The 21,507-nt window shown below is 58.9% G+C and carries 22 protein-coding genes; 13 read left to right on the forward strand and 9 right to left on the reverse strand.

Annotated features, from left to right (window positions below):
- Nucleotides 1-13: 13 nt before the first annotated feature.
- From KIN_RS09405 to KIN_RS09420, 4 genes are all read left to right on the forward strand, one after another.
- The gene (locus KIN_RS09405; protein WP_159806318.1) at nucleotides 14-787 is read left to right on the forward strand and encodes a uracil-DNA glycosylase; all 774 of its coding nucleotides are present in this window, start codon (nucleotides 14-16) and stop codon (nucleotides 785-787) included.
- Between the two features lie 18 nt (nucleotides 788-805).
- The gene (gene moaB / locus KIN_RS09410; RefSeq protein WP_159806320.1) at nucleotides 806-1,348 is read left to right on the forward strand and encodes a molybdenum cofactor biosynthesis protein B; all 543 of its coding nucleotides are present in this window, start codon (nucleotides 806-808) and stop codon (nucleotides 1,346-1,348) included.
- A gap of 88 nt (nucleotides 1,349-1,436) precedes the next feature.
- Nucleotides 1,437-2,885, forward strand: coding sequence for an efflux RND transporter periplasmic adaptor subunit (locus KIN_RS09415; protein ID WP_159806322.1), 1,449 nt, complete (start codon nucleotides 1,437-1,439; stop codon nucleotides 2,883-2,885).
- Nucleotides 2,886-6,290, forward strand: coding sequence for an efflux RND transporter permease subunit (locus tag KIN_RS09420; RefSeq protein WP_159806324.1), 3,405 nt, complete (start codon nucleotides 2,886-2,888; stop codon nucleotides 6,288-6,290).
- On the opposite strand, the gene KIN_RS09425 is transcribed toward KIN_RS09420, so the two are convergent.
- Nucleotides 6,287-7,126: a protein-disulfide reductase DsbD domain-containing protein gene (locus KIN_RS09425; protein ID WP_159806326.1), complete on the reverse strand. Its 840-nt coding sequence runs from the start codon at nucleotides 7,124-7,126 to the stop codon at nucleotides 6,287-6,289. The two genes, KIN_RS09420 and KIN_RS09425, sit on opposite strands and share 4 nt — an antisense overlap.
- Nucleotides 7,127-7,232: 106 nt before the next feature.
- Here KIN_RS09425 and KIN_RS09430 point away from each other — a divergent pair, with 106 nt between their 5' ends.
- A complete protein-coding gene (locus KIN_RS09430; RefSeq protein WP_159807947.1) occupies nucleotides 7,233-7,808 on the forward strand; it encodes a YqgE/AlgH family protein in 576 nt (191 codons plus the stop codon).
- Here KIN_RS09430 and KIN_RS09435 read toward each other — a convergent pair.
- Nucleotides 7,805-8,746 (reverse strand): L-threonylcarbamoyladenylate synthase, encoded by a 942-nt coding sequence (locus tag KIN_RS09435; RefSeq protein WP_159806328.1) that lies wholly within the window; start codon nucleotides 8,744-8,746, stop codon nucleotides 7,805-7,807. The two genes, KIN_RS09430 and KIN_RS09435, sit on opposite strands and share 4 nt — an antisense overlap.
- Nucleotides 8,747-8,872: 126 nt before the next feature.
- On the opposite strand from KIN_RS09435, the gene KIN_RS09440 reads away from it, so the two are divergent.
- The 5 genes from KIN_RS09440 (at nucleotide 8,873) to KIN_RS09460 (ending at nucleotide 12,886) form a co-directional block, all read left to right on the forward strand.
- On the forward strand, nucleotides 8,873-10,579 hold the full coding sequence (locus KIN_RS09440) for an acyl-CoA dehydrogenase (protein WP_159806330.1): 1,707 nt from the start codon (nucleotides 8,873-8,875) through the stop codon (nucleotides 10,577-10,579).
- Nucleotides 10,576-11,598 carry an MBL fold metallo-hydrolase gene (locus KIN_RS09445; protein ID WP_243144880.1) on the forward strand — a complete coding sequence of 341 codons (1,023 nt, stop codon included), beginning with the start codon at nucleotides 10,576-10,578 and terminating at the stop codon, nucleotides 11,596-11,598. Before KIN_RS09440 ends, KIN_RS09445 begins: the two co-directional genes overlap by 4 nt.
- A gap of 22 nt (nucleotides 11,599-11,620) precedes the next feature.
- On the forward strand, nucleotides 11,621-12,076 hold the full coding sequence (locus KIN_RS09450) for a DUF6173 family protein (RefSeq protein ID WP_159806332.1): 456 nt from the start codon (nucleotides 11,621-11,623) through the stop codon (nucleotides 12,074-12,076).
- 75 nt (nucleotides 12,077-12,151) lie between these two features.
- Nucleotides 12,152-12,286 (forward strand): aa3-type cytochrome c oxidase subunit IV, encoded by a 135-nt coding sequence (locus KIN_RS09455; protein ID WP_159806334.1) that lies wholly within the window; start codon nucleotides 12,152-12,154, stop codon nucleotides 12,284-12,286.
- A gap of 6 nt (nucleotides 12,287-12,292) precedes the next feature.
- Nucleotides 12,293-12,886, forward strand: a complete 594-nt coding sequence (locus tag KIN_RS09460) for a hypothetical protein (RefSeq protein WP_243144881.1) — start codon at nucleotides 12,293-12,295, stop codon at nucleotides 12,884-12,886.
- Nucleotides 12,887-12,995: 109 nt separating this feature from the next.
- Here KIN_RS09460 and rpsU read toward each other — a convergent pair whose 3' ends face one another.
- Nucleotides 12,996-13,202 (reverse strand): 30S ribosomal protein S21, encoded by a 207-nt coding sequence (gene rpsU / locus KIN_RS09465; RefSeq protein WP_012176928.1) that lies wholly within the window; start codon nucleotides 13,200-13,202, stop codon nucleotides 12,996-12,998.
- Nucleotides 13,203-13,310: 108 nt separating this feature from the next.
- On the opposite strand from rpsU, the gene KIN_RS09470 reads away from it, so the two are divergent.
- Together KIN_RS09470 and KIN_RS09475 are read left to right on the forward strand one after the other, a co-directional pair.
- On the forward strand, nucleotides 13,311-14,012 hold the full coding sequence (locus KIN_RS09470; protein ID WP_159806336.1) for a COQ9 family protein: 702 nt from the start codon (nucleotides 13,311-13,313) through the stop codon (nucleotides 14,010-14,012).
- 95 nt (nucleotides 14,013-14,107) lie between these two features.
- Nucleotides 14,108-15,088 carry an NAD(P)H-quinone oxidoreductase gene (locus tag KIN_RS09475; RefSeq protein ID WP_159806338.1) on the forward strand — a complete coding sequence of 327 codons (981 nt, stop codon included), beginning with the start codon at nucleotides 14,108-14,110 and terminating at the stop codon, nucleotides 15,086-15,088.
- A 2-nt stretch (nucleotides 15,089-15,090) separates the two neighbouring features.
- On the opposite strand, the gene KIN_RS09480 is transcribed toward KIN_RS09475, so the two are convergent.
- On the reverse strand, nucleotides 15,091-15,552 hold the full coding sequence (locus tag KIN_RS09480; protein WP_159806340.1) for a CreA family protein: 462 nt from the start codon (nucleotides 15,550-15,552) through the stop codon (nucleotides 15,091-15,093).
- 56 nt (nucleotides 15,553-15,608) lie between these two features.
- Nucleotides 15,609-16,238 (reverse strand): ribonuclease T2 family protein, encoded by a 630-nt coding sequence (locus KIN_RS09485; protein ID WP_159806342.1) that lies wholly within the window; start codon nucleotides 16,236-16,238, stop codon nucleotides 15,609-15,611.
- Between the two features lie 126 nt (nucleotides 16,239-16,364).
- Here KIN_RS09485 and KIN_RS09490 point away from each other — a divergent pair, with 126 nt between their 5' ends.
- The gene (locus tag KIN_RS09490; RefSeq protein ID WP_159806344.1) at nucleotides 16,365-17,138 is read left to right on the forward strand and encodes a DUF1013 domain-containing protein; all 774 of its coding nucleotides are present in this window, start codon (nucleotides 16,365-16,367) and stop codon (nucleotides 17,136-17,138) included.
- Here KIN_RS09490 and ccoS read toward each other — a convergent pair whose 3' ends face one another.
- From ccoS to ccoG, 4 genes are read right to left on the reverse strand one after another with little or no spacing between them, the layout of a single operon-like run.
- Nucleotides 17,139-17,324, reverse strand: a complete 186-nt coding sequence (ccoS, locus tag KIN_RS09495; RefSeq protein WP_159806346.1) for a cbb3-type cytochrome oxidase assembly protein CcoS — start codon at nucleotides 17,322-17,324, stop codon at nucleotides 17,139-17,141.
- Entirely contained in the window at nucleotides 17,321-19,462 is a 2,142-nt protein-coding gene (locus KIN_RS09500; protein ID WP_159806348.1) for a heavy metal translocating P-type ATPase, read from the reverse strand. The genes ccoS and KIN_RS09500 overlap by 4 nt, the downstream gene beginning before the upstream one ends.
- On the reverse strand, nucleotides 19,459-19,923 hold the full coding sequence (locus tag KIN_RS09505) for a FixH family protein (protein WP_159806350.1): 465 nt from the start codon (nucleotides 19,921-19,923) through the stop codon (nucleotides 19,459-19,461). The genes KIN_RS09500 and KIN_RS09505 overlap by 4 nt, the downstream gene beginning before the upstream one ends.
- Nucleotides 19,920-21,338, reverse strand: a complete 1,419-nt coding sequence (gene ccoG, locus KIN_RS09510) for a cytochrome c oxidase accessory protein CcoG (protein WP_373281651.1) — start codon at nucleotides 21,336-21,338, stop codon at nucleotides 19,920-19,922. Before ccoG ends, KIN_RS09505 begins: the two co-directional genes overlap by 4 nt.
- Nucleotides 21,339-21,507 lie beyond the last annotated feature (169 nt).

Raw genomic sequence — 21,507 nt, forward strand, 5'->3', positions numbered from 1 at the left:
TATAACTTCCGATATGGTTGAAGAACTGGATTTTGAGACGGCCCGTGCCATGCTGGAGTGGCAGGTCGATCTTGGTGTGACCGAGGCGATCTCGGAAGCCCCGATCAACCGCTATGACACCCCGAAGGCCGCGCCCAAGGTCCAACCCAAGCCGGATGTGACGCAAGCGACCCAAACGGACGATCCTGTCGACACCGTGGCCGTTGCGCGCGAGATGGCGGCTGGTGCGGACGATCTTGAGGCGCTCCACGCGGCAATTGCCGGATTCGACTATTGCGACCTGAAGAAGGGCGCGCGCTCTCTCGTGTTTGCAGATGGTCAGCCCACTGCACGGGTCATGATCATCGGCGAGGCCCCCGGTGCGGACGAGGATCGTCAAGGCCGCCCGTTTGTGGGCCGTGCGGGTCAGCTTCTGGACGCAATGTTGTCTGCCATCGAATTCGGGCGATCCAGTGAGGCCAACCCAGTTTACATTACCAATATTCTGCCTTGGCGCCCGCCCCAAAATAGGGATCCCAAGCCGGACGAAATCGCGATGATGCTGCCGTTTGTAGAGCGTCATGTCGCGCTGATAAATCCGGATGTTCTGGTTCTGATGGGCAATATCTCGTGTCAGGCGCTTTTGGGGCGAAAGGGAATCACCAAGCTGCGTGGCACCTGGACCGAAGCGTTGGGCCGCCCCACATTGCCCATGTTCCACCCCGCATATCTGCTGCGCACATCGCTCGCTAAGCGCGACGCCTGGCATGACTTACTGCTGCTGCGGGCGAAGATGAAATCCCTTTGACTTTGAGGTTGTCCCGCTATGAGCCGTATTGACGAAAGCAAAGACTTCATCCCGGTCCGGATCGCGGTTTTGACCGTTTCGGACACCCGCATGCTGGAGGATGACAAATCCGGCCAAATCTTGGTGGATCGGATCGCAAACGCGGGGCATTCACTGGCCGCGCGCAAGATTGTGCCAGACGAGCGGGAGCAGATTGCGAACCAACTTAGAACCTGGTGCGCTGATCCCAGGATTGACGTGGTGCTGAGTACGGGCGGAACCGGGCTGACGGGGCGCGACGTCACTGTCGAAGCTCATCGCGATGTCTACGAAAAGGAAATCGAGGCATTCGGCATCGTGTTCACCCATGTCTCAATGGCCAAGATCGGTACATCTGCTGTTCAAAGCCGAGCAACGGGCGGGGTCGCGCAAGGAACCTACCTTTTTGCGCTGCCCGGCAGTCCGGGGGCTTGTAAAGACGCGTGGGATGAAATTCTGGTGAAGCAATTTGATTATCGGCATCGCCCTTGTAACTTTGTCGAGATTTTCCCTCGTTTGGACGAGCATCAGCGGCGGAAATAGTGTTGCGTGACGTTTAACGTCAGGATGTTGGACGCAATGCGTTTTGCACCTTACATTGTAACCTGTTGATTTAAGCGGAGCACGGGCGATGCGGTTCTTTCGTCGCAGTCTTGTTGGTTTGGTGTTGCTGTGCGCAACCGTCGGCCTTCTGGCGTTGGCCGGGAAGTCGATTTTCGACGCTGTATCCGTCAGTCTGAGCGAAGAAGGCCCCGGGCAGCAGACCGGCGAACGGGTCTTCTCGGTCAATGTCTTGCCAATTGAGCCCGATGTAATCAGCCCCGTCCTCACCAGCTTTGGCGAGATCAGGTCCCGGCGTACTCTCGACATCCGCGCCCCGATTGAAGGGCGTATTATTGAACTGAGCCCGGAATTCGAGGAAGGCGGGCGCGTCACGGCGGGTGATTTGCTGGCGCGTATCAATCCGGCTGATGCGCAGACTGCCGTTGACGTCTCCCGCACCGATCTGGTCGAGGCGCAATCCGATCTACGAGATGCGGAGCGCGCGCTGGTTTTGGCCCGGGACGAACTGGTCGCGGCAGAGGATCAGGCCGAATTACGGGCAAGGGCGCTCCGGCGGCAAGAGGACCTACGAAGCCGTGGTGTCGGGACCGAAGCTGCTGTCGAGACGGCAGAGCTAGAAGCGTCCAGCGCGTTGCAGGCCGTGTTGTCACGGCGGCAGTCTGTGCAACAGAACGAGGCCCGGATAGATCAGGCTCGCACGCTGGTTGAGCGCCGCGAGATCAACCTCGCGAACGCTGAGCGTCTTCTTGCAGAAACCGAGATTTTTGCGGCTTTCGACGGCCGCCTCGCAGACGTTACAGTGACATCGGGCGGGATCGTCGCGACGAACGAGCGGTTGGCGCAACTGGTTGATCCGACAACGCTTGAAGTGTCATTTCGGATTTCAACCGGCCAGTATGCGCGGCTTCTTCGTCAGGACGGCGGGCTGGTTGATACACCTGTAGAGGTCACGCTCGATGTGCTGGGCGTTGGCCTGACGGCGCAAGCGCGTCTTACCCGCGAAAGTGCTGCGGTCACGGAAGGGACGACGGGCCGGGTGCTTTATGCTGAAATACTAGATCCACGTGGCTTACGGCCCGGTGATTTTGTGACTGTCACGGTGATTGAGCCGGAATTGCAGGACGTGGCCCGTGTGCCCGCCACTGCCGTCAACTCTGCCGGGCGGGTTTTGGTCTTGGCAGACGGTGATCGCCTGCGAGAGGAAGATGTCGAAGTTTTGCGTCTGCAGGGTGATGACGTGATCATTGGGGCCGCTTCCATCGCGGGAGAAGAGATTGTGGCCGAGCGGTCCCAGCTTTTGGGTGAAGGCATAAAGGTTCGGCCTCTGCGTCCGCTTGCATTGGGCGAAGATGAAACCGTCGAACTTGATGATGAACGCCGTGCGCGTCTGATCTCATTTGTGCAATCCAACGTGCGTCTGTCGGATGAAGCCAAAGACCGCATGCTGATCCAGTTGCAAGAACCCCTGGTGCCCGCGCGGATGGTTGCGCGGATCGAAAACCGGATGGGCAGCTAGATGCGCACACAAATCGCATCAAAGACGGGCGGTTTGATCTCATATTTCACGCGTCACAGAACGGCGGCCAATCTGGTTCTCGTTCTTATGATTGTCTTGGGCATCGCCTCCGCCCCGAGAATGCGCGCACAGTTTTTCCCTGATACAATTCTGGAAAGCCTGTCGATTGCAGTCGCGTGGGACGGGGCCGGTGCAGACGACGTGGACCGGGCCATCGTTCAGCTGATGGAGCCGGTTCTGCTTGCTGTCGAGGGGGTGGAAAGTTCCGTTGCCCGCTCGCGGGAGGGCAATGCCACGATCACCCTGGAATTCGAACCTGACTGGGACATGGGCCGCGCGTCTGACGAGGTTCAGGCGGCGGTTGATGGGATCAACGATCTGCCGGAAGAGGCCGAAGAACCGACGGTCACCCGCGTTGCATGGCGCGACCGGGTCACGGATGTGGTGATCACCGGCCCGGTGGGGGTAGATCAACTTGCCCGGTTCTCGGATGAGTTTGTCACCCGGCTTTTTGCTGCGGGGGTGACGCGCACAAAGATCCGGGGCGTCGCCGCGCCTGAAACCATTGTCGAAGTGCCATCGGCTGATCTGATCAAGAACGACATCACCATGGCCGAGATCGCTGAGGCCATCCGCGAAGAAGCCTCCGCCGACCCGGCGGGCGATGTCGATGGTGCCAATGCGCGCGTGCGGACAGGTGTGGAAAAACGGGACGCGCAACAGATTGCCGCGATTGTCCTGCGCTCGAACGAAGATGGCTCAACCTTGACCGTGGGCGATGTGGGCAGGGTTATAGTCGAGGGGGCGGATCGGGACAGGGCCTATTATGTCGGCGACAATCCGGCGGTTTCGATCCGGGTGGACAGGTCTACTCAGGGCGATGCCATTGCGATCCAGAACGCTGTCCAGAAAGTCGCAGACGAGCTTGAGCCGATCCTGCCTGAAGGAACGGAGATCGAGCTGATCCGAACCCGATCCGAAGCCATCACAGGTCGTCTTGATATTCTTTTGGACAATGGTCTGGTCGGGCTTGGTCTTGTTGTTTTACTACTTTTTCTCTTTCTGAACGCTCGGACAGCGTTCTGGGTGGCTGCCGGGATTCCCGTTGCGATGTTGGGTGCCATTGCCTTGATGTATGTGGGCGGCCTCACCATCAACATGGTGTCGCTTTTCGCGTTGATCATCACGCTCGGGATTGTCGTGGATGACGCCATTGTGGTGGGCGAGCATGCGGATTTCAGGGCCCGTACGCTAGGCGAGGACCCGGTGGTCGCGTCTGAGAACGCAGCTCGCCGGATGTCCGCCCCGGTCTTTTCGGCTACGATAACAACAATCATTGCGTTCTTTGGCTTGGTCGCCATAGGCGGGCGCTTTGGCGACCTGATCGCGGATATACCATTCACAGTGATTGTTGTTCTGATCGCGTCTCTGATCGAATGCTTCCTGATCCTGCCCAATCATATGTCTCACGCCTTGGCCGCGTCCGCGAAAGAGCATTGGTACGACTGGCCCTCCCGAACCGTATCAAAAGGGTTCAAATGGGTGCAGGTCCGGCTATTCCGGCCATTTATGGGGTTCGTTATCCGTGCGCGCTACCCGGTTCTGGCGCTGGCGATATTGGCGCTGGCCAGCCAAGTGGCGCTGTTCATCCGGGGCGATGTCACGTGGCGGTTCTTCAATGCGCCTGAGAGGGGCTCGGTTTCAGGCAACTTCGCCATGCTACCGGGTGCGACGCGCAGCGACACGCTGGAAATGATGCAGGAATTGCAGCGCGCAACCGACGAGCTTGCGGCCCGCTACGAGGCTGAATACGGTCGCAACCCGCTGGACTATGTCATTGCCGAACTTGGCGGTCTGACCGGGCGCGGCCTGGCCGGACAGGACAGCAAGCAGCCCGATCAACTGGGCTCCATCGCGATAGAGTTGATTGATGCGGATCTGCGTCCTTATTCGTCCTTCAAGTTCGTCGGCGACTTGCAGGACGCCGTCCAGCGCCACCCGATGCTTGAGACAGTCAGCTTTCGCGGTTGGCGGTCCGGGCCAGGCGGTGATGCGCTGGACATCGAGTTTTTCGGTGCGGACGCCGAAACATTGAAAGGCGCTGCGGAGGCGCTGAAAACGGCTCTGTCGCAATTCCCCGAGGTGTCGGCCGTTGAAGACAGCTTGGCTTACGACAAGGAAGAGCTGATCCTTGATCTCACCGCCCAAGGGCAGGCTTTGGGGTTCACAATTGATCAGCTTGGCAGCGTTCTGCGCAATCGGTTGAACGGTATTGAAGCCGCGACCTATCCTGACGGCCCCCGGTCCGCCACGATCCGGGTTGAACTGCCAACAGGCGAGCTGACGGCTGACTTTATGGAACGGACATTCCTGCGCGCAAGCGGCGGCGAATACCTGCCCTTGTCGGATATCGTGACCGTTGAAAGCCGCAGCGGATTTTCAACGGTACGTCGGGAAAACGGGATCAGGCTAATTTCGATCACTGGCGATATCTCGGAGGATGATCCAGCCCGCGCCGAAGATGTCCTTGAGCAAATCCGCCTCGATATTCTGCCAAATCTTGAGGCTGACTTCGGCGTTACTTCTCAAATGTCCGGGCTTGTCGAGCAGGAGCGGGACTTTCTGACAGATGCGGCCATCGGTTTCATCCTGTGTCTGACCGGGATTTACCTGACATTGGCGTGGGTGTTTTCCAGCTGGACCCGCCCGATTGTGATCATGGTAATCATCCCCTTTGGCCTCATTGGGACGATCTACGGTCACAACGCCTGGGACGTGCCGCTGTCCATGTTTACGGTCGTTGGCTTAATCGGGATGACGGGGATCATTATCAACGATTCAATCGTGCTGGTCTCGACAGTGGACGAATACGCGGCGGAACGCGGGCTGATCCCGGCGATCATCGATGGGACCGTCGACCGATTGCGCCCTGTTTTGCTGACCACGCTGACCACCGTTCTGGGACTTGCGCCCTTGCTGTTTGAGGAATCGCGTCACGCCCAATTTCTCAAGCCCACCGTGATTACGCTATGTTACGGTTTGGGCTTCGGCATGCTGCTGGTTCTGTTGATCGTGCCATCGCTGATGGCAATGCAGTCCGATATAAAACGTCAGGTCACAGCCGCGTCGCGGATGCTTCAAGCAAAAGGTGCGCCCGCTCTGGCGCGGATCGGCTTCGGGGCACTCGTGCTTTTTGCGGCTGCGTTATTCACGGCGACGCTAGGCGCAGTGTTCTGGAACGGACAGCTGCCGGAGCAGATCCTGATAATCGTACCAAGCCTTGCCGATAGTGCGCCGACCTTGGCCGCGTTCATGGTCTTTATGGTCGGGGTGATCGGTGCGGTTTTGGCAGCATGGATCGTCTCGGCGGTGCTGCAGGTTTTCCGACTGCGCCGTGCGTCCTAATCCAGCCTACACCCGTTGATCTCGACTGCGTCCTGTGTGGTCAGGACCGTGAAACGGATGTTTCCAGCCATCCTATCAGAGATCGGACGCGTGCCTTGTGCCACAAGAAGCGATGTGGCGACCAACCGATCACCTTGCCGCTTCAGCTTGGGTTCACTGGCCCAGATGCTCGTATCCTGAGGCTCTACTACGAGCGCTTCGTTCTGACCGTCCAGCGGGGGCAGGGTCAGAGAAACGTCGAGCTTGGTCCCCTTCTCTGAAGGGCTTAGCGCGCAGACGGGGGTTTTGATGCCAAGCGCCTTTGCGGATTTCGGTTGCAAAGCCAAAGCCGCCTTGACTACAGCGTTTGGTTCGGTCGCGCTGGCGGACAAGGTGGTCTTGATCTTCGCCCGGATGGGTACGCAAACATCCTTGCAAATACCCATTACGACCATAGCCATCAGCCGGATATCATCATCGTTTTCTGCGTAGAATTTGATCGGCAGCACCAAGCGATCACGATACCCCAGCGAGCGCAGTCCGAAGTCCCAAAACACGGTCGGTCGGGGCCACATGATATCCGTCTTAGCCAAGTTATGGGACGAAGACCAATATGCCTTGGTCGGCAAACCACCATCACCCGGTGCGCGCCAATAGGTTTTCCAACCCTGCGCCAGTGTTATGTCTAGCGCCGCAATGTGGGTCTTGGGGTCACTGCGCCACCCTTCGATAAATTCGATCTGAACGATATCTTTAGCGTCTGACTGCGTGACTTGCGCCGTCGCAGGCAAACCAGTGGCGATGCCTAAAGCGGCACATAAAAACAGGCGTTTCAACATTCGATCGACAATAGGCAACTGCGGCTCACTTAAAAATAAAATAATGGAGAGCGCAGTCGGCGAAGCGCGGCCTTTCTGGAAGCTGCCGCTTGAAGACAGACGGTGTTTCACCCAATTTATGTGGATGGACAGCGCAACCGATTCTACCACTTTGGACGGCAAGCTACTGATCGCCATGCCGGGGATGTCTGACCCGCGCTTCGATCACAGCGTTATCTTCATGTGTTCTCATTCATCCGACGGGGCGATGGGTCTGATCGTGAACAAGCCTGCAGATGATCTGAAGTTCAACGACCTGCTGAAACAGCTGAACATAGAGGCGTCGTCTAATGCGCGCAGCGTGCGGGTCCATCTGGGCGGTCCAATGGAATATGGGCGCGGGTTCGTACTGCATTCCGCAGATTATGCGTCGAACGAGTCAACGCTTGATGTGTCTGACGATTTTGGAATGACGGCGACATTGGACGTGCTCGAAGATATCTCTCAGGGAAGTGGGCCAGAGAAGTGCATTCTGGCCATGGGCTATTCGGGTTGGGGGCCGGGGCAGCTTGAAGACGAGATCGCCCGGAACGGCTGGCTGATCTGCGACGCGGAGCGTGACATTGTCTTCGGCAGAAATGATGATGGCAAATGGGGCGCCGCATTGGGCACCCTTGGGATCGACCCGCTTCTTCTCAGCGCGGATGGCGGCCGGGCCTAATCGCGCGGTGCGGCCGCACGGGCCAGCCTGTCATTGATTGCGACGCCCAAGCCTTTGTCCGGGATCGGGGCCGCGGCAAGCGTTTTACCCTCGTTTTGCGCCAAAAGGTCAGCCTTCCGCAAAGTTGCAAACAAATGGGTGGCAGCCTCCGTCAGATCGCCCTGTTCTGACAAGTTGAAATGCCCATTGACGGGACCGAACCCGATCATCACCTCCGCTGCACGTGGCGCTTCTACGCCCAAGCGAAGTCTGGAGTTCGGCGCATAGTGCGAGGCCAATTGGCCCGGCGCGCTTATCCCTTCGTCCGATGTCACGCCCGGGATATCCTCTCCCAACAGCGCTTCCAGTTCTTCGACCGGTACCCCGCCGGGGCGGAGCAATGTCAGCGGTGTCGTTCGCAGTATTGTTGATTCCAACCCGACCTCGCAGGATCCGCCATCAAGAACCGCTGCAATCCTACCGTTTAGGCCATCCAACACGTGCTGAGCGGTCGTGGGGCTTATGGTACCCGACGGGTTTGCCGAGGGCGCCGCGATGGGACGGCTGGCGCGCGCAATCAGGTTTCGCGACAAAGGCGCTGCAGGCATTCGGATCGCAATGGTGTCGAGCCCCGCGGTGACCAGATCGCTGATCCCGAATTCAAGCCGAACGGGAAGCACAAGCGTGATGGGCCCGGGCCAGAACGCCGCTGCCACCTGTTCTGCGATGTCATCGAACACGGCGATTTCCCGGGCCATTTCAATGTCAGCGACATGTACGATAAGCGGGTTGAAACTTGGCCGCCCCTTGGCCGCATAAATCGCCGCGACAGCCTCTGGGTTCGTTGCATCGGCGCCAAGACCATAGACAGTTTCCGTCGGAAATGCGACCAAATCGCCGCCTTGCAAAAGCAGGGCGGCCTTCTCTATATCAGCGCCGGTCAGCTGTAACGTTGGCATATTGAACCCGATCCATGACGTGGCGTTTTGATTGATAGAACACTTCCCAGCCGTCAAGTTGACCGGGTAAAGTAGATTTTCTGTGTCGCGCCTCGGTTGTGCGCGATCCAACGTGGGAGAGATGAGATGGCATATCGTGCGCCCGTAAGCGAGTATAAATTCCTCTTCGATCACGTGGTAGGCCTCGACAAGGTCACTGGAACGGATCGTTTCGAAGAAGCGACACGAGACGTCACATCCGCCATTCTCGAAGAAGCCGGCAAGATGTGCGAAGAGGTCTTGGCCCCCTTACAGCGCAACGGCGATCTGCATCCTGCACGGCTAGAAAACGGCGTCGTTCGCACATCGCCTGGCTTTGGTGACGGCTACGCCGCAATCGCCGAGGGCGGCTGGATCGGCATGGCCGCAAGCCCGGAATATGGTGGAATGGGCTTGCCTTATTCCTTGCAAAACGCGGTTAACGAAATGATGGGCGGGGCGTGCTTGTCGCTTCAGCTAAACCCGCTGATGACCCAAGGCCAGATTGAAGCGCTGGAGCATCATGCATCAGACGCACTCAAGGACATCTACCTGCCCAAGCTGATTTCCGGCGAATGGTGCGGAACGATGAACTTGACCGAACCTCAGGCCGGGTCCGATGTGGGCGCTCTACGCAGCAAGGCGGAGGACAATGGCGACGGCACGTACGCCGTTACCGGGCAAAAGATATACATCAGCTGGGGGGACAATGACTTCAGCGAGAACGTCTGCCATCTTGTGCTGGCGCGCTTGCCGGATGGGGTCGATGGAACAAAAGGCATTAGCCTTTTCATGGTGCCGAAGCTGATCCCGGATGCGGACGGAAACCCCGGTGTGGCCAACAGCCTGAAGGTGGTTTCGCTGGAGCACAAGTTGGGTCTTCATGGCTCACCTACGGCGGTTATGCAGTATGATGGCGCGACTGGCTGGCTTGTGGGCAAGCCCCATGGCGGTATGGCAGCTATGTTCACCATGATGAACAACGCGCGGCTCGGCGTTGGCGGGCAGGGGATCGCGGTTGCGGAGGCCGCTTATCAACATGCCCTCAGCTATGCGCGTGACCGCAAGCAGGGCAAAACCCCGTCGGGCGATGCAATCACCGGTCATGCGGATGTGCGCCGGATGCTGGCGCAGATGAAAGCAGAGACGTTCGCCGCACGCTCCATTGCGGCAGCATGTGCTGTGGCAATCGACATGAGCACTGCAACCGAAAGTGCCGAGTGGAAGGCGCGGGCCGCGCTTCTGACACCGATCGCAAAGGCCTTCGGAACAGATATCGGCATCGAGGTTTCACAGCAGGGCATTCAGGTTCACGGTGGTATGGGGTTCGTCGAAGAAACCGGCGCCGCCCAGTTCCTGCGGGATGTGCGTGTCACTGCGATCTACGAAGGCACCAACGGTATCCAGTCCATGGATCTGGTGGCCCGCAAGATGATGGATGGCGGCGAGGCGGCGTATGCGTTGATTGACGAGATCGAAGCCTATGCGGAGGGCGTGAAATCGTCTCATCCCGATCTCGCGGAACCTGTGTTCAACGCAGCCGAAACGTTGCGCGAAACAACAGAATGGCTCGTCGAACAGGACTTGAACGATCGGTTCGCGGGTGCCGTTCCATACCTGCGTCTCTTCGCGCGGGTTCTGGGAGGGTACTACCACCTCTGTGCGGCGCGCGCTGATGGTGAAGGCAGCGCGCGGTGGAAATTGGCAAATGTATACTTGCATCGTCTTCTGCCAGAGCACGTGGGGCTTGCAGCCCATGTGCGGCGCGGCGCTGCGGATCTTTACGAACTGACAGACGAAGATCTGGCGGCTTGAGCGCCAAGCTGCACTACCCGTTTGAGGAAATCCCTGAAGAAGGCGCGGCTATAGAGGTCGCGCCGGGCATTTTGTGGATGCGCCTGCCGCTTCCGATGAAGCTGGACCACGTGAATATTTATGCGCTGGAGGACGGGGATGGGTGGTGCATCATTGACACCGGCTTTTTCTCGAAGCGCGGAGTTGGGATATGGGAAAGCCTACTTTCCGGGCCACTGGCCGGAAAGCCCGTCACGCGGATTCTGGTCACGCATCACCATCCAGATCACATCGGCATGGCAGGTTGGTTCCAAGGCCGTGACGCCCAGTTGCTGACCACGCGCACGGCATGGTTGATGGCGCGGATGCTGGTTCTGGACGAGCAAGACGCGCCCACGCCCGAGGCCGTTACGTTCTATACTCGGTCAGGTATGGCGTCTGACATTCTTGAAAAACGCCGCACCGAACGGCCATTCAACTTCGCCGATTGCGTCGCCCCCTTGCCGCAGGGATACACCCGTATCAAGGAAGGCGATGTTCTGCAGGTTGGCCAGCGAACATGGACCGTTCGGATCGGCCATGGCCACGCGCCAGAACACGCGACGCTCTGGTCCGACGATGTGGTGCTTGGAGGCGATCAGCTATTACCGTCGATTTCGCCTAATCTGGGGGTCTATCCGACCGAGCCCGGTGCCGATCCGGTCAGCGACTGGTTGACTTCGTGCGAGCGCCTTGGCCAATACGCGACGGACGATCAACTCGTCCTTCCGGGACACAAGCTTCCGTTCACCGGGTTGCCGTTCCGGCTGTCGCAACTGATCGAAAATCACCACGGGGCTCTGGTACGTTTGCTTGACCATCTGTCCGAACCACGTACCGCCCATGAATGCTTCCTGCCGCTCTTCAAGCGCGAGATCGGTGGTGGCGAATACGGTCTGGCATTGGTGGAAAGCGTCGCCCACTGCGCGCACCTTTATTTGGCTGGACAAGCAACCCGGGTTCTGGGCGAAGATGGGGCCTACCGATACACGCGCGTCTAGTGCTGTGACATGGAGTTTGGCGATGAGCGAGATCAAGACCACGGCGGAAGCGATCGAGAACGCAGCGCTGCCCAAGTCGCGCGCGGTGCATCTGTCCAATTGCGCGCCGACGCCGGAACAACAACCGCTTCCCAAGGGCGTTACGGATAAGCCTTTGTCCGAGAAAAGTCCGGCGGAATGGGCCTATGAACGGCTGATCCTTTATATCAAGAACTTTGAAGAGCAACTCGACAACAACCACGAGATTGCGATGGGCTTCACGGGCGGCACCACAGGGATCATGCGAATCGAAGGCATGGGGTTCTACGCGCCTGATATCATCAGCTTTTACGGCAGCGATCCAGAAGGGGGGCGAACTCAACAGATCCAGCATGTCACTCAGCTCAATGTCCTGCTTCGTGCCTTGCCGAAGAAAGTGGATCAGCCCGAGCCGAACCGCATCGGGTTTCGGCTGGCACAGGATCTTGAGCAGGACTAATGCAAAGATCGTCGCAGTGACACGGCGAACAGAATCCGCTAACAGGGCAAAAATCAGTCAGTACGGAGCATTCCAATGGAAGAGCACAAGCACGGATCCATGGACATCAAGGAACAAGAGAAGACCTTCGAGGGCTTCGTGAAATTCACGACCTATAGCGTCGTTGCGATTTTGTTCATCCTGATCTTCCTCGCCGTCTTCAACTCCTAAATCTGCGTGATCAAACGAACGGTATTGGTCCTGAGCCTTGTGCTGGGGCTGTCGGCCTGTGGCGCGGAATCCGTCTGGGCCCCAGAAGAGGATGTGCGTCGTGCGGTTTACCGGGATCCCGGTCCCGCGACATTGACGTTGATCACCGTCGTCAACAACAGGTCTGGGTCAGGTGCCCACAGCGCGCTCTTGATCAATGGCTCGCAGCGCGTTGTCTGGGATCCTGCCGGGACATGGTGGAACCCCGCCGCGCCAGAACGCAACGATCTGCACTACGGCATGACGGATCAGATGGTCGATATCTATATCGACTACCACACGCGCGAGACCTACCGGACGGTTGTTCAGGAAATCAAAGTCAGTCGCGCGGTAGCCGATCAAGCCATCCGAGAGGCCAGCGCCTATGGTGCGGTGCCCAAGGCCTACTGCGCTGTATCGACGGCCGATATTCTGAATGGCCTGCCGGGCTTTGGATCCATCCCGACTTCGTATTTTCCGAATAGCATGATGGATGCTTTCGCCAAGTTGCCCGGTGTCAAAACGCGCGTCTTCCGTGACGATGACTCTGATGACAATTCAGGCCTGTTGCCCGCTGGCTAGTCGCGTTTTAATCTAGTGAGCTTGCCGTTTTTCAATCTGACAATTGCGCAAAAACAAACCCCCGGGGCCGGGCCGCGGGGGTCGTTTTCGTGTGCAATCTGGCTGTTACCTAGAGACCGCCTTCGCGCTGTGCCTTTTTACGGGCTAGCTTGCGGGCGCGGCGGATGGCCTCGGCCTTCTCGCGTGCTTTCTTCTCAGACGGCTTTTCGTAATGTTGCTTGAGCTTCATTTCCCGAAAAACGCCTTCGCGCTGAAGTTTTTTCTTCAGAGCACGAAGCGCCTGATCGACGTTGTTGTCGCGAACGCTTACCTGCATGTGGTGTCACCACCTTCCTAAGTTAGAGTTGCAAGATATTGCAGGAGGTGGCCGTATAGCAAAGGCGCATTAGCTTGTCTACCATGTGCAACCCAATGGAGTGTTCCGATGTCTGACGATGCCCGCGACCAACTTCTTGATGCTGCTTTGATGCATGTTCCCTTCGATGGATGGTCCGAATCCACCTTTAAAGCAGCGATTGAGGACAGTGACGTCGAGACGCCCTTGGCCCATGCTTTGTTCCCGCGGGGTGCGGTTGATCTGGCGATTGCCTTTCACAAACGCGGCGACGCAGAAATGGTCAAGCGGCTTAAGGCCGAGAACCTGATGTCACTCAGGTTTCGGGACAGAATCGCCGCTGCCGTCAGGTTTCGGATAGAAGCGATTGAAAACAAGGAAGCCGTTCGTCGGGGATCGAGCCTTTTTGCGCTGCCACAATACGCGGGCGATGGTGCCCGGCTGATCTGGGGAACGGCGGATCTGATTTGGAACACGCTGGGCGACACATCCGAGGACTACAATTGGTACACCAAACGCGCCACGCTGTCGGGCGTGTATGGATCGACGATCCTGTTCTGGATGGGCGATGACAGCGAAGGCAGTCACGAAACCTGGGCTTTCCTCGACCGCCGCATCGACAACGTGATGCAGTTCGAGAAGGTGAAGGCACAGATCAACGACAACCCTGTCGCCTCGCGCTTACTGGCTGGTCCGAACTGGTTATTGTCGAAACTGAAAAAGCCGATGGCGATGCCCGATCCCGATCTGCCTGGGCACTGGAAGCCAAGCTCGGGTGCGGATCGGGGCTAAGCTGCCAGCGCGTTCGGCGGGACGCAAGCATGCGCTTTCCGAGGCGACCCGATACCTGCTAGTCGTTACGGGAAACGTCAGGAGGTGGACCAGTCATGACAGGTGAGATGAGGGTTGTCGAAATCAGCGAACCGGGCGGACCTGATGTTCTGGTGCCTGCCAAACGTCCTATCCCGCAGCCAGGACATGGCGAGATTTTGATCAAGGTAGCGTTCGCTGGTGTGAACCGGCCAGATGCGCTGCAGCGGGCTGGCAGCTACAACCCGCCCCCCGGCGCGTCTGACCTGCCCGGGCTGGAAGCTTCCGGCCATATCGCCGCGATCGGGTCCGGTGTGACGGGCTGGTCAGAGGGGGACCCGGTTTGCGCGTTGCTGCCCGGGGGCGGCTACGCGGAATATGTCACCACACCCGCAGCCCACGCCTTGCCGGTTCCCGAAGGACTAAGCCTGAAACAGGCTGCCGCCCTGCCGGAGACCTATTTCACCGTTTGGTCCAACGTGTTCATGCGCGGCGGACTGAAAGCGGGGGAGCGGTTCTTGGTGCATGGCGGCTCGTCCGGTATTGGCACGACCGCGATTCAATTGGCAGCCGTTATGGGTGCGCGGGTGTTCACTACAGCGGGCAATGACGAGAAATGCGCGGTCTGTCGGGATCTGGGGGCCGAACAGGCGATCAACTACCGGGACGCGGATTTCGTCGAGGTCCTCAAAGCCGAAGGTGGGGCCGACCTGATTCTTGATATGGTTGGTGGGGACTATATCCCCCGCAATCTCAAGGCGCTCGCAATGGACGGACGGCTGGTGCAAATCGCGTTCCTGCAGGGTCCAAAGGTTGAGGTGAACTTCGCGATGATGATGGTGCGCCGCCTGACTATTACCGGCTCAACTCTGCGCCCCCAAAGCGACTTGGCTAAGGCACGCATTGCGGACGAGTTGCGCGAAAAGGTCTGGCCCTTGCTGGCATCGGGCCGAATTGCGCCCGTTATGGACAGTGAATTCGTGCTGGATGAGGCCGCGAAAGCTCATGCCTGGATGGAGACCTCGCAGCATATCGGCAAGATCATCCTGACGCTGTGAAATCACTTTGTTCCGTCAAAGAGCGGCACGGTCGACATCGACATTTTTGCGGATCCGTCCTGCACGTCGCGGGCGTGGGAGACATAGATGAGCGTCCGGTTGTCCTCATCAAAGATCCGGCGGACTTTAAGGCTTTTCCAAATGATGGATCGGCGCTCGCTGAAGACGGACTCTCCGTCGCTGCCTCGATCGATATTGCCCAACGTGATCGGTCCAGTTTGACGACATGCGATAGAAGAGTTCGAAGGATCCTCAAACCAGTTGCCCTTTTGCAGCCGGTCGATCAATCCGCGCTCGAAATAGGAAACGTGGCAGGTGACGCCCTCGACCTTGGGATCGGCGAAAGCCTCAATAATGATGTCGTTGCCCAGCCAGTCCACATCAACACTGCCGACCTCATCTGCAGTGGCGGGAAGGGTAGCAGAGGCCAGAAAACCGGCGGCGAGAAGAAGCTGTTTTGTCATTGGTCGTCTCCTGAATGCGTCTGACCAACGCTTGGGGCGGCCGTCAGGTCCATCTGTCACCGAATAGGGTCCCAAAGGGCGTCTGACTGACTACAATCCCGACGGGTATCCGCGCCACACCGGCGGGGCTCTAGATCCTTCGTCAGGCAGATCCGGACCTCCTGAATACGGCGGGATTTGCAAGTGATCGTGATCCCGTCTGCAGTCAGCTGTGGATTGGCCTCCAGAAATGCTTCTTCCACGACAGATGCCGGCAGCTTCACGGCGTCTTTCAATTTTCGGAAGACAGCCGGGCGCGTGACAGCGTTATACGCTTGCCGAGACTTCTCGTAATACGCAGCCGCAGACAGCCCAGAACACCGACCATGTTTGTTCCACTGATGCCATGCCAAACCCGATGAGCCCATGATATCCGTCATCTCCGCCGTTTGTGCCCGGGACGGGTTGCGCGCAGTGGTGGGGCAATCACTGGGCCAGCCTCGCTCGTATTGCGGCCAGAGCCCGTGCAGTGTCCAACCGTAGTCGTGCCGGGTCTGGCATTGATCTGCGCCACGCCGGTCGCCTTCTAGGGCGCACCATGTGGGTGACCAAGACAGCGCCAGAACGTAGTAATCGAATGCGCCTGCGCGATCATCTTCAGCCGAGGCTACGCTGCTGAGGGCGAGCAATATCAGGAGCCACCGCATTTCCACTTTCCCTTCGCTGTCTGCATCCCTATATACGCGTCAGGTTCCCCAACAACACGAACTTGTTCCAATCGGGACAGCCCCTAAGCCGGGCGACGGGACAGGTGTATTCGAAGAGGAGAGATCATGGCAAAACCGATTATGGCGAAAGCCACAGCCGTTTGGCTGGTGGACAACACCACATTGACCTTCAAACAGATTGCCGATTTCTGCGGTTTGCATGAATTGGAAGTCCAAGGCATCGCGGATGGCGACGTCGCCGCGGGTGTGAAGGGCTTCGATCCGATTACCAATAACCAGCTGACGCAGGAAGAGATCGACAAGGGTCTCGAAAATCCGCGCCACAAGCTGCAGTTGAAATACAACGCTGCCGCCGAGGGTGAACAGCAACGTCGCGGCCCCCGTTACACACCATTGTCGAAACGGCAGGACCGCCCGGCATCCATCTTGTGGCTGGTGAAATTCCACCCTGAGCTGAGCGATGGTCAGATCAGCAAGTTGGTCGGTACAACAAAACCCACCATCAACGCGATCCGTGAGCGGACCCACTGGAACATCCAGAATATTCAGCCGATTGATCCTGTTGCTTTGGGTCTTTGCAAACAGTCCGAACTGGACGCTGCTGTTCAGAAGGCCAACGCGAAGAGGGCCAAAGAGGGCGAGGTCATGTCCGACGAGGAACGGCGCAAGCTGGTCTCGACCGAGCAATCGCTGGGCGTTGAGCCTGAGGCGAAGATGCCCGCCGCAATCTCCGGTCTTGAGACATTCTCACTGACGGACTCGAAAGACGAAGATGACGAGGAAGAAGAGCTGCTGGTCGATGCGGACAGCCTGTTCAACCTGCCAGATTCGCCCGGCGAGACAGACGGCGAAAAAGACGAAGAGAACGACAAGGACTGATCAGTCCTTTGCTGCCCGCCCGGTTTGATCCCGGTCGGGTGGCTCCGCCTCATCGCTAAAGAGGATCCGTTGAGCGTCCCCGTCGAGGTCTTCGTACTGGTCGGACCGTAAGCTCCAGACAAACGCGATCAGACCAACCGCCCCAAGGCACAGCGACACCGGAACCAGAATGAGCAGAATGTTCATGCCCTGAGCCTCAGCGCGTTCACCAACACCGACAGCGAGGACAGGGACATCGCGATGGCCGCCATCAAAGGCGTCGCAAACCCCAGCAGGGCGATGGGTACCGCGATCACATTGTATGCCACCGACACTGCGAAGTTTTCCGTCACCCGCGCCTTGGCTTGAACGGCAACCCGTGCGGCCTCGGGAATGGCGCCCAGATCCGGGTTTAGCAGCACCATGTCAGAGGCGACACGCGCCACATCCGTCGCCGTCGCAGGTGCCATCGAAACGAAAGCCTGAGCCAAAGCTGGCGCGTCATTCATGCCGTCGCCGACCATCAGAACCTTGCGTCCGTTGATCCGCATCGCGGCCAGTGCGTCGGACTTGTCACTGGGCGACATGGCCGCTGTGATATCTGTGATACCCACGCGCGCGCCCAGATATTGCGCAGCCCGGTCTTGATCGCCGGTGAACAAAGCCACGTGCAGCCCCATTTTCTTGAGGTCCTGAACCGCCTCCAGAACGCCGGGTCTGAGTTGTTCCTCGATCTGGATTGTCTTCGGGACCGCGTCGCCGATCCGCAGGGCCGGACCAGACGCCGCACCAGTCAGCGCCGCGCTGCCCAACCGAACGCGCTGACCCTCGAACATCGCGGTGATCCCGGTGCCCGGTTCTTCACGAACTGACGAAAGCTGCGCAGGAGTGATGTCCTTGGGTAGAGCCGCACAGATCGCACGGGACACCGGATGGCGAGAGGTTTGCGCCAATCCCTTTAAAACGGCCAGTTCGAGGTCAGAAAAGGCGCTTGTATCTACGGTGACCTGTCCTTCGGTCAGCGTGCCGGTTTTGTCGAAGACGACGGTGTCGACCTCGGCCAACCGTTCTAGAGCCGTTGCGTTTTTCAGCAACAGACCGCTGCGGAACAGGCGCCCTGACGCGGCCGTCATCACGGCCGGAACCGCCAGGCCCAACGCACAGGGGCAGGTGATGATCAGGACGGCGATTGCGATGTTCATGGAAAGCCGCACGTCGCCGGAGATCGCCAACCAGACCACAAAGGCGGCCAGCGCCAATAGATGAACAGCAGGGGCATAGATCTGCGCAGCGCGGTCGGCGAGGCCGGTATAGGTGTTGCGTGCGGTTTCCGCGATTTCGATCAAGGCGGCCATCTTGCGCAGGGTGGTATCCTCTCCCCGGGCTGTGACGCGCAGCTCAAGCGGACCGGTTAGATTGACCTCCCCCGCCAGAATGGCATCGCCGGTGCGCGCAGCATGGGGCAGGCTCTCACCCGTAATAAAGGATCGGTCAACTTCGCTTTCGCCGCGCACGACCTCTCCATCCAGCGGTACCCGCACACCGGCGGGCACAAGGATCCGATCGCCCACCGCGATATCCTCGAGTGCGGCGGTTTCCTGATCCGTCCCGATCAGCCTTGTAACGCGCGGGATCTCCAGCGCCGCCAGTTCTTTCGCCGCAGAGCGCGCCGCGCTCCGTGTGCGGTGATCCAAATAGCGCCCGATCAGCAGAAAGAACGTAAGGGACAACGCCGCGTCGAAATACGCATGTGCCCCACTTTGGGAGGTCTCGTAGAGCGACATGCCCGCCGCCAGCAGGATCGCGAGCGAGATCGGTACGTCCATATTCAGCTTCCGCACGGCCAGCGCGCTGAGCGCGTGCCTGTAGAACGGCTGCCCGGCGTAGATTATCGCGGGCAGGGCGATCATGGCGGAAATCCAGTGGAACATGTCCCGCGTCGCTTCGGTCGCGCCGGACCAGACCGACACGGACAAAAGCATGACATTCATCATCGCAAAACCCGACACTGCGATGCGGATCAGAAGATCCAGCCCGGTCTTGTCCTTCTGCTGACCCAATGTGGCGCTGTCCAGTTCCAGCGCGTCGAAGCCGACGTTTCGGATGGCGGTCAGCAAAGGTTCCGCCGTGATGCCTGGCGCGGTTTGGATGCGGACCCGCTTGAGGCCCAGATTGACCCGCGCGGCCACCACGCCATCGACTTGCATCAACGCCCGCTCGACCTTGGAGATACAGGCGGCGCAATGGACCGTGGGAAGGGAGATCTGGATCGCGTCGGGCCTATCGACCGATGGGGTATCGGCATCAGGCCCAGTGGCGCATCCGGGGCAGGCGGCGACGGTCATCCGGGGTTCCTTACGATGATGCGTTGGCGGAAGGGCGTACCGTCCTCGGCGACGGCTTCAAGCCGCAGGTTCCAATTGCCCGGCGCGACCGAGACCGGGGCCGTGAAGCGGGTGCCGTCAAAGACGAAATGCGGGCTTTGATCCTCGTAGACATGGGTGGCCCGACCCAGCACGGCGGACACGATTTGCGGCTCCGCCACACCTTCGGTCGTGTTGAAGGTCACGCTCAGCTGCCCCCGTTCGATTTGCGCAGACACGTCCCAGTTCAGCGCCTCTTGTGCACTTCGGTCTTTTTGAAAGGACTGGCTGACTACGTAGGAATTCTTCGTCTCCAAACCCGGAAAGGTCGCGACTGCCTGAAACGCCAAGGTCAGGTTGACCGCGATGATCACCCCGAACGCACTGCAGGTAATGAACAGAACCTTGCGCCCGGTGAGCGGTTTGACGGGTTTCACTGTCATTGTTCAACTCCATTGAAAGTTGTGGCCCGCCCTGCACGGTCTCCGTTCTGAACATCTTCGACCCAGAGCCGGAGGTCGGTCCGATCTCGGGAGGCCGCGGGATCCTCCGGGCGGGCAGTGACGTAGATCCGCTGGATCAGGGATTCGTTGGCAGGGACGGTGACCTGATTGGTCTGTGCGCCTTCGCCTTCCATGTTGATCCGCAGAATGTCGTCCGAGGACAACATCATACGGAATTGGCGATCATCCCCTAGCTTGTTGCGCAGGCGGACATTGTAGACGTTGCGGATCGATCCATCCGAGAGCGTGACGTAGGTCGGGTTGCGAACAGGCTCGACCGTCAGTTCAATATCGCTGCGCACGAACAGTGCGTAGACCAGACCGACCCCGATCAAAGACCACAGCGCGGTGTAAAGCAGGACGCGAGGTCGCAGCACGTGCTTCCAGATGGGTTTCGGGGCGGCGCCAGCGCGCTCAGCCTCTTCGTCGGACAGTGCCAAATAATCGATGAGTCCGCGTGGCTTACCGATCTTGTCCATGATGTCATCGCACGCGTCGATGCAAAGCGCGCAGGTGATGCACTCCATCTGCTGCCCGTCGCGAATATCGATGCCCGCGGGGCAAACGTTGACGCAGGCCATACAGTCAATGCAATCGCCCTCGGTGTTCTCGTGCTTCTTGCCGCGTGGCTCGCCACGCCAGTCGCGGTAGGCCACCGTGATCGTTTCGGGGTCCATCATGGCGGCCTGAATGCGCGGCCATGGGCACATGTAATTGCAGACCTGCTCACGCATCAGGCCGCCAAAGACAAATGTAGTTGCCGTCAGAATGGCAACCGTAGTGTAGGCGACGGGATGGGCATTGAGTGTGAACAAATCCACCAAAAGCGTCGGCGCATCCGCGAAGTAGAACACCCAAGCGCCACCGGTCGCGACGGCAATCAGGATCCATACGATCCATTTTGTCAGCCGTAGCCGCCATTTGCGCAGATCCCAGTCTGCGTTCCATAGGCGCACGCGGGCGTTGCGATCCCCTTCTATCCAGCGTTCCACCAGTATGAACAGATCGACCCAGACTGTCTGTGGACAGGTATAGCCACACCACACGCGACCGAGAGCGGATGTAAAGAGAAACAGGCCAAGGCCCGCCATGATCAGAAGGCCCGCGACAAAGTAGAATTCGTGCGGCCAGATCTCGATCCAGAAGAAGTAGAAGCGCCGACCGGCCAAATCGACGAGAACCGCTTGATCGGGCAGTGCCGGGCCGCGGTCCCAGCGGATCCACGGCGTGATGTAGTAGATACCCAGCGTGACGATCATAATCCACCACTTGAGCGTGCGGAAGAACCCGGACACACGGCGCGGGAAGATCGGCTCGCGCGCGATATACATCGGCTCTGATGATTGACTGGCCATCTGCATGGCTCCTGATCCTGTTCGCACGTCTGGTCTAAGTTTACGGATCGGCGTGAACTTTGATACAGATCAACGGTTCTATTTTGTCGCGGTCTGGCATTGGTGCTCCGGCTTCGGGCTGGTGCGAACAGGTCACGAAGCCGGAGCTAAGCAAATGATGTTATCGATC

The organism is Litoreibacter roseus, from assembly GCF_009811795.1.
GTDB lineage: Bacteria > Pseudomonadota > Alphaproteobacteria > Rhodobacterales > Rhodobacteraceae > Litoreibacter > Litoreibacter roseus.

What these genes read in the sequence shown, in the direction of transcription:
- KIN_RS09405 (WP_159806318.1), top strand. Translation starts at nt 14, where the DNA reads ATGGTTGAAGAACTGGATTTTGAGACGGCCCGTGCCATGCTGGAGTGG.
- moaB (WP_159806320.1), top strand. Translation starts at nt 806, where the DNA reads ATGAGCCGTATTGACGAAAGCAAAGACTTCATCCCGGTCCGGATCGCG.
- KIN_RS09415 (WP_159806322.1), top strand. Translation starts at nt 1,437, where the DNA reads ATGCGGTTCTTTCGTCGCAGTCTTGTTGGTTTGGTGTTGCTGTGCGCA.
- KIN_RS09420 (WP_159806324.1), top strand. Translation starts at nt 2,886, where the DNA reads ATGCGCACACAAATCGCATCAAAGACGGGCGGTTTGATCTCATATTTC.
- KIN_RS09430 (WP_159807947.1), top strand. Translation starts at nt 7,233, where the DNA reads ATGGACAGCGCAACCGATTCTACCACTTTGGACGGCAAGCTACTGATC.
- KIN_RS09435 (WP_159806328.1), bottom strand. Translation starts at nt 8,746, where the DNA reads ATGCCAACGTTACAGCTGACCGGCGCTGATATAGAGAAGGCCGCCCTG.
- KIN_RS09440 (WP_159806330.1), top strand. Translation starts at nt 8,873, where the DNA reads ATGGCATATCGTGCGCCCGTAAGCGAGTATAAATTCCTCTTCGATCAC.
- KIN_RS09450 (WP_159806332.1), top strand. Translation starts at nt 11,621, where the DNA reads ATGAGCGAGATCAAGACCACGGCGGAAGCGATCGAGAACGCAGCGCTG.
- KIN_RS09455 (WP_159806334.1), top strand. Translation starts at nt 12,152, where the DNA reads ATGGAAGAGCACAAGCACGGATCCATGGACATCAAGGAACAAGAGAAG.
- rpsU (WP_012176928.1), bottom strand. Translation starts at nt 13,202, where the DNA reads ATGCAGGTAAGCGTTCGCGACAACAACGTCGATCAGGCGCTTCGTGCT.
- KIN_RS09470 (WP_159806336.1), top strand. Translation starts at nt 13,311, where the DNA reads ATGTCTGACGATGCCCGCGACCAACTTCTTGATGCTGCTTTGATGCAT.
- KIN_RS09475 (WP_159806338.1), top strand. Translation starts at nt 14,108, where the DNA reads ATGACAGGTGAGATGAGGGTTGTCGAAATCAGCGAACCGGGCGGACCT.
- KIN_RS09480 (WP_159806340.1), bottom strand. Translation starts at nt 15,552, where the DNA reads ATGACAAAACAGCTTCTTCTCGCCGCCGGTTTTCTGGCCTCTGCTACC.
- KIN_RS09485 (WP_159806342.1), bottom strand. Translation starts at nt 16,238, where the DNA reads ATGCGGTGGCTCCTGATATTGCTCGCCCTCAGCAGCGTAGCCTCGGCT.
- KIN_RS09490 (WP_159806344.1), top strand. Translation starts at nt 16,365, where the DNA reads ATGGCAAAACCGATTATGGCGAAAGCCACAGCCGTTTGGCTGGTGGAC.
- ccoS (WP_159806346.1), bottom strand. Translation starts at nt 17,324, where the DNA reads ATGAACATTCTGCTCATTCTGGTTCCGGTGTCGCTGTGCCTTGGGGCG.
- KIN_RS09500 (WP_159806348.1), bottom strand. Translation starts at nt 19,462, where the DNA reads ATGACCGTCGCCGCCTGCCCCGGATGCGCCACTGGGCCTGATGCCGAT.
- KIN_RS09505 (WP_159806350.1), bottom strand. Translation starts at nt 19,923, where the DNA reads ATGACAGTGAAACCCGTCAAACCGCTCACCGGGCGCAAGGTTCTGTTC.
- ccoG (WP_373281651.1), bottom strand. Translation starts at nt 21,338, where the DNA reads ATGGCCAGTCAATCATCAGAGCCGATGTATATCGCGCGCGAGCCGATC.